The 18,890-nt window shown below is 72.5% G+C and carries 17 protein-coding genes; 11 read left to right on the top strand and 6 right to left on the bottom strand.

Annotation, left to right across the window (positions count from 1 at the left end; translation table 11 throughout):
* Window positions 1-76 precede the first annotated feature (76 nt).
* The 7 genes from OOK41_RS25555 to OOK41_RS25525 all read left to right on the top strand — a co-directional run bounded on the left by OOK41_RS25555 (window position 77) and on the right by OOK41_RS25525 (window position 6,172).
* Entirely contained in the window at window positions 77-313 is a 237-nt protein-coding gene (locus OOK41_RS25555) for an HTH domain-containing protein (RefSeq protein WP_117666805.1), read from the top strand.
* A complete protein-coding gene (locus tag OOK41_RS25550) occupies window positions 313-891 on the top strand; it encodes a Clp protease N-terminal domain-containing protein (RefSeq protein WP_266266995.1) in 579 nt (192 codons plus the stop codon). The genes OOK41_RS25555 and OOK41_RS25550 overlap by 1 nt, the downstream gene beginning before the upstream one ends.
* A gap of 133 nt (window positions 892-1,024) precedes the next feature.
* Window positions 1,025-2,029: a diacylglycerol kinase family protein gene (locus OOK41_RS25545; protein ID WP_266266994.1), complete on the top strand. Its 1,005-nt coding sequence runs from the start codon at window positions 1,025-1,027 to the stop codon at window positions 2,027-2,029.
* Window positions 2,022-3,023 (top strand): YihY/virulence factor BrkB family protein, encoded by a 1,002-nt coding sequence (locus tag OOK41_RS25540; RefSeq protein ID WP_266266993.1) that lies wholly within the window; start codon window positions 2,022-2,024, stop codon window positions 3,021-3,023. The genes OOK41_RS25545 and OOK41_RS25540 overlap by 8 nt, the downstream gene beginning before the upstream one ends.
* A gap of 80 nt (window positions 3,024-3,103) precedes the next feature.
* Complete coding sequence (locus tag OOK41_RS25535; protein ID WP_117666813.1) at window positions 3,104-4,594, top strand: phosphatase PAP2 family protein; 1,491 nt, start codon at window positions 3,104-3,106, stop codon at window positions 4,592-4,594.
* A gap of 9 nt (window positions 4,595-4,603) precedes the next feature.
* On the top strand, window positions 4,604-5,407 hold the full coding sequence (locus tag OOK41_RS25530) for an endonuclease/exonuclease/phosphatase family protein (protein ID WP_266266992.1): 804 nt from the start codon (window positions 4,604-4,606) through the stop codon (window positions 5,405-5,407).
* A gap of 81 nt (window positions 5,408-5,488) precedes the next feature.
* Window positions 5,489-6,172 carry a hypothetical protein gene (locus tag OOK41_RS25525; RefSeq protein ID WP_117666817.1) on the top strand — a complete coding sequence of 228 codons (684 nt, stop codon included), beginning with the start codon at window positions 5,489-5,491 and terminating at the stop codon, window positions 6,170-6,172.
* Window positions 6,173-6,493: 321 nt separating this feature from the next.
* On the opposite strand, the gene OOK41_RS25520 is transcribed toward OOK41_RS25525, so the two are convergent.
* Entirely contained in the window at window positions 6,494-7,456 is a 963-nt protein-coding gene (locus OOK41_RS25520) for a TIGR03557 family F420-dependent LLM class oxidoreductase (RefSeq protein ID WP_266266991.1), read from the bottom strand.
* Between the two features lie 405 nt (window positions 7,457-7,861).
* Between OOK41_RS25520 and OOK41_RS25515 the strand changes: the two genes are divergently transcribed.
* Window positions 7,862-9,235, top strand: coding sequence for a cellulase family glycosylhydrolase (locus tag OOK41_RS25515; RefSeq protein ID WP_266266990.1), 1,374 nt, complete (start codon window positions 7,862-7,864; stop codon window positions 9,233-9,235).
* Between the two features lie 142 nt (window positions 9,236-9,377).
* Here OOK41_RS25515 and OOK41_RS25510 read toward each other — a convergent pair whose 3' ends face one another.
* The 3 genes from OOK41_RS25510 to OOK41_RS25500 all read right to left on the bottom strand — a co-directional run bounded on the left by OOK41_RS25510 (window position 9,378) and on the right by OOK41_RS25500 (window position 13,240).
* On the bottom strand, window positions 9,378-9,716 hold the full coding sequence (locus OOK41_RS25510; RefSeq protein ID WP_266266989.1) for an alpha-galactosidase: 339 nt from the start codon (window positions 9,714-9,716) through the stop codon (window positions 9,378-9,380).
* 180 nt (window positions 9,717-9,896) lie between these two features.
* Complete coding sequence (locus OOK41_RS25505) at window positions 9,897-10,970, bottom strand: ice-binding family protein (RefSeq protein ID WP_266266988.1); 1,074 nt, start codon at window positions 10,968-10,970, stop codon at window positions 9,897-9,899.
* Window positions 10,971-11,527: 557 nt separating this feature from the next.
* Window positions 11,528-13,240, bottom strand: a complete 1,713-nt coding sequence (locus OOK41_RS25500) for an ISAzo13 family transposase (RefSeq protein WP_266262960.1) — start codon at window positions 13,238-13,240, stop codon at window positions 11,528-11,530.
* Between the two features lie 106 nt (window positions 13,241-13,346).
* Here OOK41_RS25500 and OOK41_RS25495 point away from each other — a divergent pair, with 106 nt between their 5' ends.
* Window positions 13,347-14,186: a hypothetical protein gene (locus OOK41_RS25495; RefSeq protein ID WP_266266987.1), complete on the top strand. Its 840-nt coding sequence runs from the start codon at window positions 13,347-13,349 to the stop codon at window positions 14,184-14,186.
* A gap of 19 nt (window positions 14,187-14,205) precedes the next feature.
* Entirely contained in the window at window positions 14,206-15,243 is a 1,038-nt protein-coding gene (locus tag OOK41_RS25490) for a sporulation protein (RefSeq protein ID WP_266266986.1), read from the top strand.
* Between the two features lie 67 nt (window positions 15,244-15,310).
* Here OOK41_RS25490 and OOK41_RS25485 read toward each other — a convergent pair whose 3' ends face one another.
* Window positions 15,311-15,682, bottom strand: coding sequence for a hypothetical protein (locus OOK41_RS25485; RefSeq protein WP_117666828.1), 372 nt, complete (start codon window positions 15,680-15,682; stop codon window positions 15,311-15,313).
* A gap of 290 nt (window positions 15,683-15,972) precedes the next feature.
* Between OOK41_RS25485 and OOK41_RS25480 the strand changes: the two genes are divergently transcribed.
* A complete protein-coding gene (locus tag OOK41_RS25480) occupies window positions 15,973-16,380 on the top strand; it encodes a hypothetical protein (RefSeq protein WP_117667007.1) in 408 nt (135 codons plus the stop codon).
* Window positions 16,381-16,458: 78 nt separating this feature from the next.
* On the opposite strand, the gene OOK41_RS25475 is transcribed toward OOK41_RS25480, so the two are convergent.
* Complete coding sequence (locus OOK41_RS25475; RefSeq protein ID WP_266266985.1) at window positions 16,459-18,750, bottom strand: AAA family ATPase; 2,292 nt, start codon at window positions 18,748-18,750, stop codon at window positions 16,459-16,461.
* Between the last annotated feature and the right edge of the window lie 140 nt (window positions 18,751-18,890).

Genomic DNA, 18,890 nt, shown 5'->3' with positions numbered 1-18,890 from the left:
CATGTGAGGGCCGAGGTATTGCGCCACCTCGTCAACTTTTGTTGACACGCGGGGGTTGTCAACGTAAGTTGACGACATGAGTCAGGCGACGGAACTCGCGGCGGCGGCCGGCAGCACCGATCCCCGGATCGGCCTGCGCGCCGTGCGCGCCCTGAGCCGGCTGCTCGAACGGCTGGAGGTGCTCCAGGTGGACAACGCCCGTCGACAGGGCTGGTCCTGGCAGGAGATCGCCGACGCGCTCGAGGTCAGCCGGCAGGCGGTCCACAAGAAGCACGCCGGGCGACCGGCGGTCCCGAGCTCCTGGGAGGCGTGATGTTCGAACGGTTCACCGAACGGGCCCGCGAGGTGGTCCGGGCGGCCCGCGACGAGGCGCGGGCCACCGGCCGGCGCCCGATCGGCACCGAGCACCTGCTGCTCGGGATCCTCGCCGACGCCGACAGCCTCGCGGTGCGGGTGCTGCGCGAGGCCGGCGTCCGCGCCGTCGACCTGCGGGCCGCCGTGGCCCGGCACACGGCCGACGGCGGGGCCGTCCTCGCCGAGGCGGACGTCGCCGCGCTGCGCGAGATCGGCATCGACCTCTCGGCCGTGGTCGCCCGGATCGAGGAGTCCTTCGGCCCCGACGCGCTGCGCGAGGCCACCCCCGGTCCCCGCCGCCGCTGGGGACGCCGGCCGCACCCCGTCGGCGCCTTCTCGCCGCGCGCCAGGAAGGTGCTGGAGCTGGCGCTGCGGGAGGCGCTCCGGCTGCGGCACCGGCACATCGGCACCGAGCACATCCTGCTCGGGCTGTTCCGCGAGGGCGGCGGGCTGGCCGCGCTGGTGCTCACCGAGGCCGGGCTGGACCTGGCCGACCTGCGCCGCCGGGTGGAGACCGCCCTGCGCGCGGCGGCCTGATGGGGGCGGACGGGCCGCTGGCCGACGCCCGGTGTCGACCAGCGTCCCGTCCGCCCGCAAACCTGATTTCGGTGCGCGCAAGCTCACCGGTCGCCGGCTCGCCGCCTGTTCGGAGTTGCTGCACACTGGCGCCGTGGATGCCGAGCAGGACACGCGATCGACCGCTGCCGACGGCGGGCTGCGCTCCGCGGTGGTGGTCAACCCGGTGAAGGTGACCGATCTCGACGAGCTGCGCGAGACCGTCGACGCAGCCCTCACCGCCGCCGGCTGGCCCCCGCCGCTGTGGTTCGAGACCACCCCCGACGACCCGGGCCGGGGCCAGACCGAGGAGGCCGTCTCAGCCGGCGTCGACGTGGTCTTCGCCTGCGGCGGCGACGGCACCGTGATGTCCTGCGTCGGCGGCCTGGTCGGCACCGACGTGGCCCTGGCCGTCCTGCCCCAGGGCACCGGCAACCTGCTCGCCGCCAACCTCGGCCTCACCGGCGACCTCGCCGCCGGCCTGGAGGTGGCCGTCGAGCGGGGCCGCCGGCAGCTCGACGTCGGCGCGGTCGAGGACAACTACTTCACCGTCATGGCCGGGATGGGCTTCGACGCGCAGCTGCTCGACGCCACCTCGGAGACCACCAAGGCCCGCATCGGCTGGCCCGCCTACGTCGTGGGGGCCGCCCGGCACCTGCGGGACCGGCCGATGAGGGTCACCATCCGCATCGACGACCGGCCGCTGCTGCGCCGCCGGGCCCGCTCGGTGCTGGTCGCCAACGTCGGCCGGCTCCAGGGCGGGGTCACCCTGCTCACCGGCGCCGAACCGGACGACGGCTGGCTCGACGTCGCGGTGCTCACCCCACGTACGCTGCGGCACTGGCTGGCCATGGGCTGGGCGCTGGTCCGGCGCCGGGGCAGCGTGCCCCGGATGGAGGTCTTCCGGGCCCGCCGGGTGGAGATCACCAGCAACCGGGCGCAGCCGCGCGAGCTGGACGGCGACCTCATCTCCCCCGGCCGGCGACTCACGGCGGAGATCCGCCCCCGCGCGCTGTGGCTCTGCGTGCCGCAGCCCGAGCAGGCGCCCGACCTGGCCGTCGACGCGTCCGCGGCGGGGGAGCGGGGCGAGGAGCTGGTCGGGGAGGCGCGCCGTGAGTAGCACCAGGATCGTGCCGGAGACCCGGCTGATGTCCGACGAGGAACTCGCCGCCGACGACGCCTGGCACACCCTGCGCCGGCAGGGCGGCTGGCGCCTGCTGCGGGACGCGTTCATCCGGTTCCGCTACGGCGACGGGTTCAGCCACTCCCGGGCGTTCGCGTTGCAGCTCTGCCTCGCCGTGGTGCCGTTCCTGATCGCCCTCACCGGCCTGATCGCCGGCCTGGGCGTCGAGGAGGGCGGCCAGGTGGTCGCCGACACCGTGCTCGCCCTCACCCCCGGGCAGAGCGAGCAGATGGTGCAGGAACTGCTCGGCGAGGGCGAACGCACCGAACGCGCCGGCCAACTGGCGCTGACCCTCGGCCTGCTGACCTGCCTGGTCGCGCTCACCACCACCATGGCGCAGATCGAGCGGGGCGCGAACCGGATCTACGGCGTCGAACGGGACCGCCCGGCGCTGTGGAAGTACCTGCGCGCCGCCGTGCTCGCCGTCGTCGCCGGCGTCCCCGCGCTGACCGGGTTCCTGATCCTGGTCGGCGGCGGTGCGATGGGCGATTCGGTACGCCGGCACTACGCGTGGGGGACGTTCGCCAACGGCGCGTGGGACGCGGTCCGCTGGCCGCTGAGCCTCGGGCTGACCGTGCTCGCCGTGGCCCTGCTGTTCCGGCACGCGCCCCGGCGCAAGCAGCCCGGCCTGTCCTGGCTGCTCTTCGGCGCCGGCATCGCCACCGCGCTGTGGTGGCTGGCCAGCCTGCTGCTCGCCGCGTACGTGCGGTTCAGCGACGGCTTCGGTCAGACCTACGGCGCGCTGACCGGGATGATGGCGCTGCTGCTCTGGGCCAACCTCACCGGGATGGCGCTGTTCGGCGGGCTGGCCTTCGCCGCCCAGCTCGAGGCGATGCGGATCGGCGTGCGGGAGCCGGCCCAGCCGGACCTGTGGCAGCCGGAGGCCGAGCGCGAGGAGATCCACGACACCGGTGAGATGACCGCGCTCTGACCCCGCCGGCGACACCCCCGGTGTACGCGCGACGCGGATCGGGTAAAGCGCCTCGCCAGGACGGACAAGGGAGGTGCGGGGTGACCGCGGTCAAAGAGGTGGTGCGGCGGCCACTCGGCCACTTCGCCGAGCGGAGCATCGCCGGGCTGGCGGCCGTCGCCGGCGCGGGGGTCGCCTTCGGCCTGCTGCTGATGCTCGTACGCTTGCGCTGGAGCCCGCTGAACGACGCCGACCACGAGGTCGCGGAGTGGTTCAACGGGCTCGTCGCTCCGCATCATGCCCTGGTGACCGTGCTCCAGGCGATCACCGACCTCGGCGGCCGGCCGGTGCTGATCTGGCTGGTCAGTGTCGCCGTGATCGGGCTGCTGATCCGGCGTCAGGCCCGGCTGGCGGCCTACCTGATCATCACCGGGGTCGGCGGGCTGATCCTCGACCCGTCGCTGAAGACCCTGGTCGGCCGGCTCCGCCCGGTGGTGGACGTGCCCGTCGCCAGCGCCCCCGGCAACAGCTTCCCCAGCGGCCACGCCCTCGGCTCGTTCGTCGCGTACGGGGCGCTGCTGCTGGTGTTCCTGCCGGCCATGGCGCCCCGCTGGCGCAAGCCGGCGATCGCGATCGGCGCGGTGCTGGTGGCGCTGATCGGGCTGACCCGGATCGCGCTGGGCGTGCACTTCGTCTCGGACGTGATCGGCGGCTGGCTGCTCGGCGCGGCCTGGCTGGGCGTCACCGCGTACGCCTTCCGGCTGTGGCGGCGCGAGCGTGGCCGGCCGGTGCCGCCGCTGACCGAGGGCCTGGAGCCCGAGGCGGGGCGCGACATCGCCCCCGCCCCGGCCGAGGAGCACGTGCTGGAGCACCCCCGCTCGGTCGTCGCGGAGCTGCTGGTCGGCTGGGTGCTGGTGTTCGGCGCCCTGTACGCCTTCGGCGAGTTCGTCAGCTACCACGCCAAGGACACCGTCCTCGGCACCCTGGACACCGAGATCCCGCGCTGGTTCGCCGGGCGGCACACCGACACGCTGACCGACGTGAGCTGGTGGTGGAGCAAGTTCGGCGACACCCACGCGATCCTGTTGGTGTCGCTGGTGTTCTGCCCGCTGGTGCTGGCGGTGTGGCGGCGCTGGCGGCCGGTGCTCTTCGTGGCGCTGGCGATGTTCGGCGAGCTGACCCTGTTCCTCGCCTCCGCCCGCGCCGTCGACCGGCCCCGCCCGCCGGTGGAGAACCTGGACGGGCAGCTGCCCACGTCGTCGTTCCCGTCCGGGCACATCGCTGCCACCATCTGCCTCTGGCTGGCCATCGCGGTCGTCGTGTTTCCCCGTACCGACCGCTGGTGGCGGTGGATCTTCGTGGCGCTGGCCGTGATCATGCCGGTCGGCGTGGCCGTCTCCCGGATGTACCGGGGCATGCACCACCCCACCGACTTCATGGGTGCGATCCTGCTCAGCGCCCTGTGGGTCGGCCTGCTCCACTGGGCGATCCGCCCCAACGCCGACCTGGCCGAGGGCAACCGCCCGGCCATCTCCTCGGAGCAGGTCGACGAGCTGGACGACGAGCTGGCCAAGGCCGGCCGGCCGGACTGACCGCGCGCCATGCTGCGGGTGATGACCTGGAACATCCGGACCGGCGGCCGGGACCGGACCGGTCCCGGCCGGCTGGACCGGGTGGCCCGGGTCGTCGCCGCGCAGCGGCCGGACCTGCTGGCCGCGCAGGAGCTGCGCGGCTTCGACCGCGGCGACGTGCTGGCCGGCTTCGCCGCCGAGGTGGGCATGTGGCCGTACCTGGGCCGCTCCTGCCTTGGCCAGCCGGTGGCGGTGCTGGTCCGCCCGCCGCTGCGGGTGCTCGCGGCCGGTACGGTCCGCCGGCCGTTCCACCACGCCGCCGTACGGGTCACCGTGGCCACCGACGCCGGCCCGGTCACCGTGTTCGCCGCCCACCTCGACCCGTACCGGGGGCTGCGCCGGCGGATCGAGGCCGGCTGGCTGGCCGCCGCCGTCCGTCGGGCCCCCGGGGAACTGGCGCTGCTGGCCGGGGACCTGAACACCCTCGACCCGGGCACCGACCACACCGACCGGGTCGCCCGGCTGTCCCCCGCGTACCGTCGCCGTCACCTGCGTCGGGACGGCCGGACGGTGGAGACCCGGGCGGTGGCCCGGCTGGCCGCCGCCGGCCTGGTCGACCTGTACGGCGCGCTGGTGCCCGGCGACGAGGGGCTGACCGCGCCCACCCGGCACGGCGGCGGGGCGGAGTTCTCCGGCATGCGGCTGGACTACCTGTTCGGCACCCCGGCGCTGGCCCGGCTGGTCCGCTCCTGCGAGGTACGGCGGGGCGGCGACACCGAGTACGCCTCCGACCACTACCCGGTGCTCGCCGAACTCGACCTGCGCCCGGCCTGACCGCCCGCCCCGCCGCGGGACCCCCGGTCGGCCGGGCGACGTCGATGGAGCACCGTTGCCGCTGGCTTCTACGCTCACCCCATGAACGTCACGTCGACGGGGCGACAGGGGCCGCCCCCGCTGATCGTCGTGATCGCCCGTGGCGTCGCCCTGGTCGTGGTGCTGCCCGTGCGGCTGCTCTGGGAGCTGCTGGCCGGCACCGCGCGGTGGGTGGACCGCTGGCTGCTCAGCCCGATCGGCCGGGCCGTGCGCGCCTGGGTGCTGCGCCCGCTGGCCTGGCTCCTGCACCGGCTGGTCTGGGTACCGCTGGCCTGGCTGGCGAAGCACCTGCTGTGGTACCCGCTGGTCTGGTTCCTCCGCACGCTGGTCCGGCCCGTGGCGCGCGTGCTCGTGAAGGTGGTCGACTGGCTGATCCGGCACGTGCTGGTGCCCCTGGTGGAGCTGGTGAGGCGGGCGTTCGGCCCGGCGCTGGCCGCCGTCGGGCGCGGGCTGTGGTGGCTGCTGCGGCTGGTGGCCGGCGCCCTCGCCTACGCCTGGCGGCTCACGGGCCGCATCGTCAACGTCCTCTACCGGCTGCTGCTCCGTCCGGTCGGCCTGGCGCTGGGCTGGGTGTGGCGGCACACCGCCGTCCCGCTCGGACGGGCCCTGCGCGCCGCCTGGCGGGTCACGGTCACCCCGACAGTCCGCTGGCTCCGCGACGCGATCCTGACCCCGATCCGCCAAGCCACCCGCGACCTCCTGACCGCCCTCGGCCTCCGCCGCTGACCCACATCGCGGGGGCCGGAAGCGCAAGATCGCGGGGAGCGGGGGCGGGGGCTGGACAGGGGTGGGGTGGGTTAGAGGAGGAGGTTGAGGAGGACGGTCAGGGCGATCGAGGCCAGGACCGAGAAGAGGATCATCAAGAGGCAGCCGAGGCCACCGCCGAGCGGGCGGATCTCCGTGTTGCCGATGCGCATGACGGTCCTTGTCCTGGTACGGGGCGGGCAGGGCGGGTACGGGGCGCGGCCAGGGCGAGCCGCAGGTGCGCCGGGGGGAACCCCACCGGCGAGACCCCAGCGGACGGGCCCCTCGGCCGGACCGTCGCCGTCACAGCTCGCGGAGCCGGGGGAGCAGCTCCTCCCGGGCCCAGTCCAGGAACATCGGCTGGGTGTCACCGCCGACCTGGACGAGCGCGACGTGGGTGAAGCCGGCGTCGACGAACTTCTTGAACGCCTCCACGTGCCGGTCGACGTCCGGGCCGCAGGAGATCCCCTCGGCGACGTCCTCCTCGCGGACGAACTGGCTCGCGGCGGCGAACGAGTCCGGCCCGGGCAGCTCCGCGTTGACCTTCCAGCCCGACCCGAACCAGCGGAACTGGTCATGCGCGATCTTGCGGCACTCCGCCTCGTCCGGGCCGTAGCAGATCGCCACCTGGCCGTACCGGGGCCGGCCCGCGCCGCCCGCCTCGTCGTACAGCGCGATGATGTGCGGGTCCGGTTCGGTGGCGACGATCCCGTCGGCGTAGTCGGCCGCCAGCGCCGCCGACTGCCGGCCGGACGCGGCGACGGCCATCGGCACCGGGCGGCCGGGCCGGTCCCAGACGTACGCGTCGGGCACGTCGTAGTGGTTGCCGGAGAAGGTCAGCGTCTCGCCGTTGAGCAGCGGCCGGATGATCTGCAATGCCTCCTCGAACATCTCGTGCCGCTGCTGCACGTGCGGCCAGCCGCCGACGACGTGCTCGTTGAGGTTCTCCCCGGCGCCCAGGCCGAGGGTGAACCGGCCGTCCGAGAGCACCCCGATCGTGCTGGCCTTCTGCGCCACGACGGCGGGGTGGTAGCGGCGGATCGGGCAGGTCACGAAGGACATCAGCGCGGCCCGGCTGGTGGCGTGGGCGACCGCGCCGAGCACCGACCAGGCGTACGGGGAGTGGCCCTGGGAGCCCAGCCAGGGGTAGTAGTGATCGGACATCACGAGCTGGTCGAAGCCGGCCGCCTCGGCGCGTACCGCGTGGTCCACCAGTTCCTTGGGGCCGGTCTGCTCGCACATCAGGGTGTAGCCGATGTTGACCATCGCGGTATCTCCTTCGCTCTCCCGATCGTCACCGGATACCCCGACCGGCGGTCGTCAACCCTCGGGGTCCGCTTCGCCCCTGCGGGTCGCGCCTCCCGGCCGGCGGGTCCTTGGCGGCCGGCGCCGGGCTGCATGGTGTGCTGCCTTAACCGGTTCAGGCCGGGGCGCCGCAACCTGTGGTGGGGATGAACCGCCCTTGTGGCGGCCCGCAGGCGTGCGGGCCGCCACGGGGCTGGTCACTCCGGGCGGCCATTCACTGAACCGGTTGCCCCGAAACGGTCGATCGGCCTACGCTGATCCCTGCGCCGCCGGGAGCCGGACGGCGGCTGCCGGGCCGGCCGCCTTCCTACGTCACCACCACCGCACCCCCCTGGGCACGGGGCTTGACCCTCCCTGAGGAAGGCCATGAGAAAACGTCTCTCCGTCGCGGGCGTCGCCCTGCTGACGGTCCTCGCCGCCGTGTTCGCCTTCGGGCCGCCGGCGCACGCCGCCGCCGGCTTCTCCGTCGCCGACGGCAAGCTGTACGACGCCAACGGCAACGAGTTCGTCATGCGCGGCGTCAACCACGCACACACCTGGTACCAGCAGCAGACCAGCTCCTTCGCCAACATCAAGGCGCTCGGCGCGAACACCGTGCGGGTGGTGCTGGCCAGCGGCGACCGCTGGGCCGAGAACGACACGGCGGATGTCGCCAACGTCATCTCGCTGTGCAGGGCCAACAAGCTGATCTGCGTGCTGGAGGTGCACGACACCACCGGGTACGGCGAGCAGAGCGGCGCGATCACCCTGGACAGGGCGGTCGACTACTGGCTGAGCATCGCCAGCGCCCTCGCCGGCCAGGAGAAGTACGTCATCGTCAACATCGGCAACGAGCCGTACGGCAACCAGGGCTACGGCACCTGGGCGACCGACTCGGCCAACGCGATCAAGCGGCTGCGTACCGCCGGCCTGGCGCACACGATCATGGTCGACGCCCCGAACTGGGGCCAGGACTGGTCGTTCACCATGCGCGACAACGCCGCGTCGGTCTTCGCGGCCGACCCGCAGAAGAACACCGTCTTCTCCATCCACATGTACGGCGTCTTCGACACCGCCGCGGAGATCAGCGACTACCTCGGCCGGTTCCGCACCGCGAAGCTGCCGATCGTGGTCGGCGAGTTCGGCTTCGACCACTCCGACGGCAACCCGGACGAGGACACCATCCTGTCCTACACCCAGGCCAACGGGATCGGTTACCTGGGCTGGTCGTGGAGCGGCAACGGTGGCGGCGTCGAGTACCTCGACATGACCACCAACTTCAACCCGGCCGCCCTGACCACCTGGGGCCAGCGGATCTTCAACGGCGCCGACGGCATCAAGGCGACCGCGAGGGAGGCGTCGGTGTACGGCGGGGTCACGCCGACCACGCCGCCGACCACCAGCACGCCGCCCACCACCGCCCCGCCGACCACGCCGCCGCCGACCACCCCGCCGGCGAACGGCGGCTGCACGGCCACGTACACGATCGTCAACCAGTGGCAGGGCGGCTTCCAGGGCGAGGTCACGGTGACCGCCGGTTCCGCCGCCATCAACGGCTGGACGACGAGGTGGACGTTCGCCAACGGCCAGAGCGTCAGCCAGTCCTGGAACGCCACGGTGACCAGCAGCGGGTCGAGCGTGACCGCCACCAACGCCGGTTACAACGGCCGGCTCGGCGCCGGGGCCAGCACCAGCTTCGGCTTCGTCGGCAGCGCGGGCGGCACCACCGCCGTCCCGGCAGTCACCTGCACGGCGAGCTGACCGACCGCACCACCGGTGGCCGGGCCCGCCCGGGCCCGGCCACCTCCCTTTCGGGTACGCGGGCCGCGCGCCACCTGTTCCGTCGGGTGCGTGCTGCTGTCGCCCGGCAGCCAAAGACGTGCCCGACGGCTGGCCACCGGGCTCAGCCGGCCGGTCCGGCGAGGCGGGCGGCCCGCATCCGCAGGTAGTGCTGCTCCGGCAGGCTCGTGGTCCGGTCCGCGGCGGTCCGGTAGTGGGTGACGGCGCGCGGCGCGTCGCCGGCCAGCTCGTACAGGTGTGCTCGCAGCAGCCCCGTCCAGCGCTGGACGGAGAACCGTTCCAGGGCGTCGTTGCAGTCGCTGGCCCAGACCCGGTCGGCGCGGCGCAGGATCTCCAGGTCCACCCGCGCGCCGCCGGACGAGCAGCTCTCGATCTTCACCCCGGGGTGGCGGCGACGCAGCTCGTCGAGCAGCCGGTAGACGGCGAGGGTCTGCTCGTGCACCCTGGCCGCCCGGCGTGGCCGGCCTCGGTGAGGTCCCGGTTGTGGTCCCACTTCAGGTACGCGATACGCGCATTGGGTCGGGCACGGGCGGCCATGTCGACGGTGCTGGCCCCAGGTTCGAAACCTGCCGCGCCGATAGCTGGAGGGGCCCGGCCGGCAGGTCACCGGCCGGGCCTCCGATCAGGACTGGTGTGTTCGACGACGCCGGGAGAGGAAGAGCATGAACCCACCCAGGGCGACAATGACACTTCCCGTGCCCGTCAGGGCCGGTACCAGACCGCTACCGGTTACCGGCAGCATTCCGGAGTCGTCACCCCGACCGCCTGGCCCACCGGGGCTGCCGGGCGCACCGGGGCTGCCGGGGGCACCGGGGCTACCGGGGGCGCCGGGGGCGCCGGGGGCGCCGGGGCTGCCGGGTGCACCGGGGCTACCAGGGGCGCCGGGGCTACCGGGGGCGCCGGGGCTGCCGGGCGCACCGGGGCTACCGGGAGCACCGGGACTGCCGGGAGCACCGGGACTGCCGGGAGCACCGGGACTGCCGGGAGCACCGGGACTGCCGGGTGGGCCAGACGGGCCGGGTGGGCCAGACGGGCCGGCGCACACAGGTGCGGTGATGACGTTGGTGTCGAGGGTGACGGCGGCGGTTCGAGCCAGCGCACGGCCCTGGAGGGTCGCCCCCGTGGCCATCGTGATCGACGCCTGAGCCATGATGGTGCCCACGAAGGTGGTGCCCGTGCCGATCGTCGCCGAGCTGCCGATCTTCCAGAACACGTTGCAGGGCGAAGCGCCGTTGATCAGGACGACGCTGCTGTTCGACGCCGTCGTCAGCGCGGAGTCGACCTGGAAGATGAACACGGCCTGGGGGTTGCCCTGGGCGTTGAGCGTCAGCGGCCCGGTCAGCTGCGCTGCCCCGATCCGATAGACGCCGGGGTTGAGGGTGTTGCCGCCGAGCTCTGCGGGCAGGTTGGTGAACGGGGTCCGGCCGGCGGCGTCGTTGAAGGCCGTGGTCAGGTCGCTCTGGGCCTGTAGGGCGACCGCGTCGCCGAGGTGAACCTCACCGCCGATGGTTGCCGTCTCGAAGCCCGACGCAGTGTTCCCTGGGTACCTCCCGAGGCTCTGACCCAAGAAGCTTGGGCCAGTGTTGGTGGGCTCGGCCCCGGCCAGTACGGAGAAGTTGCCAGCCGTGCCGAGGCCCACCGGCGCCTCCTGCGCGTTGGCCGCAGTCGAGTTGAAGGCCAGCAAGGCGACGACCACGGCGGCAGCCGCGGAAACCGCGAGCGCCGGCGGGACTGCCCGTCTAAGGCGATGAATGGGTTTAACTATCACAGAACACCCTCCGTGGGTACTACTCGCAGGAGGCGCCTCGCAAGTCGCGTCCTGCCTGAAGCGGTATATATAGCGCAGACCGGCACAGTGACTACCACACCACCTTTTGCTCGCCAAAGTGGTGAAAACAGGACAATCCGCAAGCTTCACGATAGGGACTGGACTGGAGAGCGCCGCCCACTGCGCTGCAACGGCTGTCGAACGGGCGAGCGATGCGCTGCGTGGCGGTCGGCAGCAACGGGGGTCACGACAGTGACAGCCGCCGGCGGCCGGACGCGGACAGTCGCCCGAGGTCGCAGATCACCAGGGTTTTGATGGTATGAGTCGGGTCTTGCCGGAGACGAACCGGTCCCGGCCGGCTCGTCCCGCGATCGGCCGACGTGCGCTGGTTCGTCATGATCACAGCACCCACCATGGCCGAAACGACGATCATCGATACTCAAGGATTTACAACCATGCACGAGGTCGTTAGGGCTCGCAGAGAATCAACCTGTTCGTTTCGTCTTCCTCGGGGGCTGGTTGCCGTACATGTCGAGGTGGGCGGCCACGTCGGCCGGGGTGCGGAATCTGGCGGTTGAGGGCGGGATCGCGTGTTCGGCCAGAAGGGGCCGTACCTCTTGGACGGCCCGCGTGAGCGTGCTTCCGGCGACGCCGAAGATCCGGGCGAGCAGGTCGTGGGTGCCGATCTTGCGCAGGCAGAGGACGGCGGCCAGGATCCGGTCCGTATCGGAGAGCTTGTCCTTGGCGCCCGCGCCTCGCGCGCGGAGTCGCTCACTGCCCCGGCGTTCGTGGCGAAGCCGCTCACGTTGGTGTGCCAGTGCCGGGATCAACGAGCAGACCAGAGCGTCCAGTTGCTCGATGGTCATGCCCGTCAGTTCCGGGTCGCGGAGCAGGGAGGTGCTGAGTCCGTCCGGGCATCCGGGCTGCTCGGCGCTGTTCGTGGCGGCGGCTTGCGGTCCTGCCTCTCGGTCGTCGGCCAGCTGGGACCCGACGGGCTGGAGCGTGTAGTTCCAGTCGCCGTGGAAACGGTGGCGGGTCATCGGAAGCGCATCGATCTCGTCGTCGGTGACCTTGACCCCGGTGTCGTAGGTGCCCGGATCGAGTTCGGCGTGGACTCTCAGCCCGGTGCGGGTGGTGGTCGCCGCGATGCTGTTCACGATCACTTCGTGGCTGGTCAGCGGCCTGCCGCGCCAGTTCATGCTGATGTGGGAGAACAGCCGGTGTTCCACCTTGTTCCACTTCGATGTGCCGGGCGGAAGGTGACAGACGGTGATGTCCAGGTCGGTCTCGGCGGCCAGGGCCGCGAGTTCGATCTTCCAGGCGCGGGTGCGGTAGCCGTTGGAGCCGCCCGCGTCGGCGGTGATCAGCAGCCGGGCGGCACGCGGGTATTCGTGGCGACCGACTGCCTGCCACCAGCGGCGGATCGAGGCCACCGCGAACGCGGCGGTGTCGTGGTCGGTGCCAACGCTGACCCAGCCGGTGTTGGCGGCGATGTCGTAGATCCCGTACGGGATTGCCTTGCCCAGCCCCTGCCGGTCCAGGAAGTCGTGCGTCTTGACCAGCACCGGCTCACCTTGAGGCCGCCACTGGCGCCCGCCGTTCTTGTAGTCTCCGACCAGCTCTTTCTTCTTGGTGTCCACGCTGATCACCGGGTCCCCGGCACCCATGTGGTCCTTGGCCTGGTCATTGATGTAGCGGAACTGGGCGCCGCGGTCGGGGTGTTGCGTGCCTTCGACGGTCTTGGCATTGGCCTGCAGGCTGAAGCCTTCCTCACGCAGCAGGTCCCCGGCCGTGTCAGCGCTCACCTTGTGTCCCTGACGGGTGAGCTCGGTTGCGAGATTCCGGGTCGACTTCGTCGTCCAGCGCAGCGGCGACATCGGATCCCCGCGCACATCCGGCTCGACAAGTGCCAGCAGCGCGGGTCGCAGACCTGGGTCCACGTCCGCAGCCTTCTTCCGACCGCCGCCGGGCCGGCGCACCCGCCCCAGCGGTTCCTCGCCGGCCTCCAACTCGTCCACACCCTTACGCACCGTTGTCTCACTGACCCCAGCCGCACGCGCGACCGCCCGGATCCCGCCATGTCCCAGGACCCGGGCCTCGGCCCCCATCAGCAGCCGCCGCTGCCGCTCGTCCAAATGCGCGAACAACACCTCAAACTTCACCGCGAGTTGGCGACAGACCGAACCGGAGACGCACATACCACACCAACGAGCCGAGTCACCAGAAGCAACAGGTTGATTCTCTGCGAGCCCTTAGCGTCGTAGATCTTCTCGCGCCGCCGGCCTGGTCACGACGTAGGGCGTCTTGCTCGTCACCCTCGCCGTCGTCACGTTCGTCCACCAACGGGCGGCCCCGGCCGAGGCCCGCCCCTTCCTGCGCGGCCTCGGTACGCCCATCGTGGCGGCGGCGTCGGTGAGCGTCGCCGCGGCCTTCACCGCCACCCTGGTCTTTCCGGGTCGCCGACCAACTCGACCGCGGCTACATCCCCGACTCGATCCGGCCGAACCCACCGGCTATCGGCCCCCTGGAACCGCCGGCCGCCTACTGGTGGGCCGCACTGGCCGGACTCATCACGCTCCTGATCGTCACCGCGGCGCCGCCACGCTGCCTCTGAGCCGAAGGCGGAGACGCGACCTGGCCAAACACGCCGTCGAACAGGACTACCCGCACGTGCCCGGGGAGGCGGTACCCCGGCTCCACGCGGTGCGCAAGGCCATCGCGAAGTCCCACGTCACCGAGGAACTGGACCCGACGCTGGTCGCGTTCTTCGCGATCTCCTCGCTGGGCCTGGCCACCATCGTCCTCGACCTGATCGGGATCGGCCCCACCCAACTCGTGACGAAACTCAGCGGGCAACACAACGGTACGGCGGTGCTCGCCGCCTACGTCACCGACGCCGGGATCTGGATCGTCAGCCTGCTGGTGATCGTCGGCTTCTGCGCGTACCGGTCGGTCGAGACCCGCCGCGTCGTGGTGGTTTTCTGGGACTCACCTTCTGGCCGCGTACGGTCCACCCGTTCTGCTCCCGCGAGGGCAGGCGCCAGGGCAGGTGGCGCGCCTGCTTCTGGCTTCCCAGACAATTCACAGCGGTCCCGGTTAGTCTTCCCTGGTCAGCCGCCAGCGTTCCACGGTGGAGCGTGGTGACCGTCCCGCGGAGGGTTCGATGGTCTTCAAGAAGTTGTTGAGCGCGTTCGGCGTGGGCGGTCCCACCGTGGACACAGTCCTGGTCAACCCGAACACCCGGCCGGGTCTCGCCCTCGACGGTCGAGTCAACCTGGTCGGCGGGGACGCGCCGGCGGCCATCGAGCAGATCGTCGTCGGCCTGGTCACCCGGGTCGAGATGGAGAGCGGCGACGGCGAGTACGCCGGCGTGATGGAGTTCCACCGGCTGCCGGTCTCCGGGGCGTTCGAGCTGGCCCCGAAGCAGCAGCTCTCGATCCCGTTCCAGCTTCCGGTGCCGTGGGAGACCCCGATCACGGACGTCTACGGCCAGCGCCTGCACGGCATGACGATGGGGCTGCGTACCGAGGTGGCGGTGGCCCGGGCGGTCGACAAGAGCGACCTCGACCAAGTCAACGTCCACCCGCTGCCCGTGCAGGAGCGGATCCTGGACGCCTTCGCCCGGCTCGGCTTCCGGTTCAAGGGGGCAGACCTGGAGCGCGGCCACATCCGCGGCGTGCACCAGACGCTGCCGTTCTACCAGGAGATCGAGTTCTTCGCCGCGCCGCAGTACGCGCAGGTCATCAACGAGGTCGAGCTGACCTTCGTGACCAGCCCGCAGGGGATCGAGGTCGTGCTGGAGTGTGACAAGCGGGGCGGCTTCCTCAGCGCCGGCCACGACGTCTTCGGCCGGTACACCGTTGCGCACACCGACGCCGACCGGGTCGACTGGGTGCAGGTCGTCGACGGCTGGCTCCAGCAGACGACGTCGCACTACGGCGGCCTGCGCGCCCAGGGCTTCGGCGCCCCGCAGGGCTTCGGCGCGCCCCCCGGCTACGGGGCCCCGCACGGCTACCCGATGCAGCACGGCCACGGCCACGGCCACGGGCACGGGGGCCACGGCCGGGGCGTGGGGATGGGCGGCATCGTCGCCGGCGCGGCGCTCGGTGCGGTCGGCGGGATGGTCGCCGGCGAGATGATCGAGGACGCGGTCGAGGGCGACTTCGCCGAGGACTGGGGCTTCGGCGGCGACGAGGAGTGACGTACGACGGTGGCCCTCCGGGAGAATCCCGGAGGGCCACCGTGCTGCTCGAAGCTGATCGGTCCGGTCAGTGCCGGGCCTTGCGCTCCGCGCCGCTGCGGAAGTTGCTGCCGGCCTTGGCCAGGCCCCGGCTACCGAGGTAACCGATGGTCAGCAGCGTGATGAAGAACCAGGCCTGCGGGGCGCGGAAGATGTCCACGCCGACCGAGTTCTTGCCCACCAGGTACGACGCGGCCAGCACGCCGATCACCGCGGCGGCGTAGACCCAGAACTCCGTCGTCAGGAAGGCCTGCTTCGTCTCCGTGCCCGGCGCCTGCATCGGCTCGCGGTGCCCGTCGTGCATCATCGGCATCGGGCGGGTGGGTGCCTCCTGCATCGCGCGGTTCGGCGCTTCCTGGGTCCGGTTCATCGGCCTGGTGGATGCAGCCTGCGTGCTCATCTTGTCCTCCTCAGGATGCGATGAGTCCTACCTGCGCTCCCTCGCCCCGCTACCGCGGTTCGGCCACGGCACGGTTCGCTCTCTCGGCGGGGGCACCTCCCGACTACCCGGGGGTGCCGGCGAAGTAACACCCGCCGGAACCTCGGATGGCGGCGCCCGTACCGCACCGTGCGGGGCGTACGTCCGATCCGCGAGGTATCCGGGCTCTGCTGCGGGCGGAGGGCGCGGGGTTTGGCCGGCCGGTCCCCGGGCACGCAGGACGATCCGACAGTTTCTGCGAGGTGATGGACGTGCGTGAGGACGACACGATGCGGGAGTCCGCCCGCAAGGCCGAGCAAAGGATCGCCGGCGGTGTGTACGGCGAGGGGGCCCTCGACGAGGTCACCGTGCCGCAGACCGACGAGACGCGGATCCTCCAGGAGGAGGACCCGGACGACCCGGCGCACGTCCCGATCGACCCGGAGGTGCTGCGCGACGGCGGCCCGACCCGGGGTCAGGGCGCGCTCACCACGACCGGCGGCACCGCCGGCCCGGCGAGCGCCCGGCGGGTGGCCCGCCAGCCGGAGCGGCACCCGGGCAAGGTCGCACCGACCACCACCGGTGACGCCACCACGGGCGGCCTGAGCACCCCGGCGGGCGGCTCGACGAGTGACCAGTCGAGCAGCGCCAGCCAGGTGGGCGACTTCACCACCGAGTGACCGCCCTGGCCTGGGCATCACCCCGGACAGCCACCGTCCCGCCAGGACGGTGACTGTCCGGGGTCCACGGAGGTCGGGTCAGGCGACGCGCAGGACGCCGAGGCGCTGGGTGGCGCGGGTGAGGGCGACGTACAGGTCGCTGTGACCGCGCGGGGACTCGGCCACGATCCGCTCCGGGTCGACCACCAGGACGGTGTCGAACTCCAGCCCCTTGGCCTGCCCCACGGTCAGCAGCACCACCCGGCTCTCCAGCTCCGGGTGCTCGCCGACGGCCGCCTCCGGCAGCGCCGCGACCAGGGCGGCGCCCAGCTCGTCGACCCGGCCGCCGGGGACGATCACCCCGAGCCGCCCGTCGGCCAGCCCGGCAGCCTCGGCCACCGCGGCGTCGGTCAGCTCGGCGGCCAGCCGGTCCCCGGCGACCGCGCGGTCCCACGGCGGCACCCCGCTGCGGCGCACCGAGCGCGGCGGGCGTAGCTGCGGGTCGATCTCGGCCAGCACCCCGGCGGCCAGCGCCATGATCTCGGCGGGCGTGCGGTAGCTGACGGTCAGCTCCTCCAGCCGCCACCGCTGCGCCACGTACGGCTCCAGCGCGTCCGCCCAACTCGGCGTGCCGGCGAGCGCGCCGGTCTGCGCCACGTCCCCGACGATCGTCATCGACCGGCTCGGGCAGCGGCGCATCAGCAGCCGCCAGGCCATCGGCGACAGCTCCTGCGCCTCGTCGACGATGACGTGCCCGAACGCCCAGCCCCGGTCGGCGGCGGCGCGCTGGGCGGTGGTCAGCCCGTCGGACTCCTCCTGGCGCTCCAGCAGCCGGTCGGCGTCCAGCAGGTCGGTGACGCCGAGGATCTCGCCGCCGTCGGCCTCGTCCTCCACGTCGATGGAGCGGGAGCCCCGGGCGATCTCCAGCACGCCCTCGGCGTACTCGCGCTGGAGCGCGCGGATGCGCTGCCGGCGGGCGGCGGCGGCCCGGTCGTCCTCGCCGAGCAGCTCGGCGGCCTCGTCGAGCAGCGGCGCGTCGGCCGGCGTCCAGCCGCCAGGCTGGCGGTGCAGCAGGGCCCGTTCGGCGTCGGTCAACTCGGGCGCGGCGGCGGCGATCCGGTCGGGGTCGGCGTACAGGTCGGCGAGCAGCCGTTGTGGGGTGAGCACCGGCCAGAGCCGGTCCAGCGCGTCCCGCACCCCGGACTCCTCGCGCAGCTCGCGGCGGATCTCCGCGATGTCGGCCTCGTCGAGCAGGTTCTCCCCGCCCAGCGGGTCCGCGCCGATCCGCTCGGCCACCTGGTCGGCGAGGGCGTGCACGATCTCGACGTCGAAGACCGCGCGGGCCAGGTTGTGCGGGCGGCCGGTGCGGCGGGCCCGGTCCCGGGCCGCCCGGACGGTCTCCGGTGCCAGCCGCAGCACCTCCCGCTCGACCTCGATCTCCAGCGGCTCGTCGGGGACCCACTGCCGATCCCGCACGGCCGCGGCGAGCACCTGCGCCATCTCGGCGCGGCCCTTGACCGCCGCGGCCCGCGCCGACTCGTCGCGGCGGGCGCTGACCCCGGGGAAGAGGTCGCCGGGGGTACGCAGCAGCACGCCCGTCTCGGCCAGCGCCGGGAGCACCTGCGAGATGTAGCGCAGGAACGTCTCGTTCGGGCCGACCAGCAGCACGCCGCGGCTGGAGAGCTCCCGCCGGTGGGTGTAGAGCAGGTACGCCGCGCGGTGTAGGGCGACGGCGGTCTTGCCGGTGCCCGGGCCGCCCTGGACCACCAGCATCCCGGGCAGGTCGGCCCGGATGATCCGGTCCTGCTCGGCCTGGATGGTCTCGACGATGTCGCGCATCCGGCCGGTCCGACCGGCGTTGAGCGCGGCGAGCAGGGACGCCTCGCCGGTCAGCTCCTCGTGCGCGGTGGGGGAGGCGGTGGCCAGGTCGAGCACCTCGTCGTTGAGGGCTGTCACCTTGCGCTGCCGGGTCCGCAGGTGCCGGCGCCGCCGCACGCCCTGCGGGTTGGCCGCGGTGGCCAGGTAGAAGGCCCGGGCGGCGGGGGCCCGCCAGTCGATCAGCAGCGGGTCGTAGTCGCCGTCGGTGTCGAAGATGCCGATCCGGCCGATGTAGTGGCGGGCGTCGTCGTCGGTGTCCAGCCGGCCGAAGCAGAGCCCGTTCTCCACGGCGGAGAACTGCTCGACCTGCTCGGCGTACATCCGTACGGAGCTGTCCCGCTGGGACCGGGCCTGGAGGGTGCCGCCGGTGGTGCGCAGTTCCTCGGCGAGCCGTCGGGCGGCCTGCTCCCGCATGCCGTCCAGCCGGTTGTAGAGCACGGAGACGTACTCCTGCTCGGGGCCGATCTCGTCGTCGTGCCGTAGCTCGTCGGGACCCGCGGAGTGCCTTGACAAGCCGTCTCCCTAGTGATTAAAATTCCAATCGGAACGGCAATTATCAGCCGTTCTTTTTTTGTGCCTGAACTGCAAAAGATACCGCGCGACGACCTCTCCCACCAAGCGGTCGGGCGGGGCCACGCCGCCGGGGACGGAGT

The sequence above is a fragment of the Micromonospora sp. NBC_01655 genome, assembly GCF_026339755.1.
GTDB lineage: Bacteria > Actinomycetota > Actinomycetes > Mycobacteriales > Micromonosporaceae > Micromonospora.
This window is presented reverse-complemented; position numbering and strand designations above follow the sequence as displayed.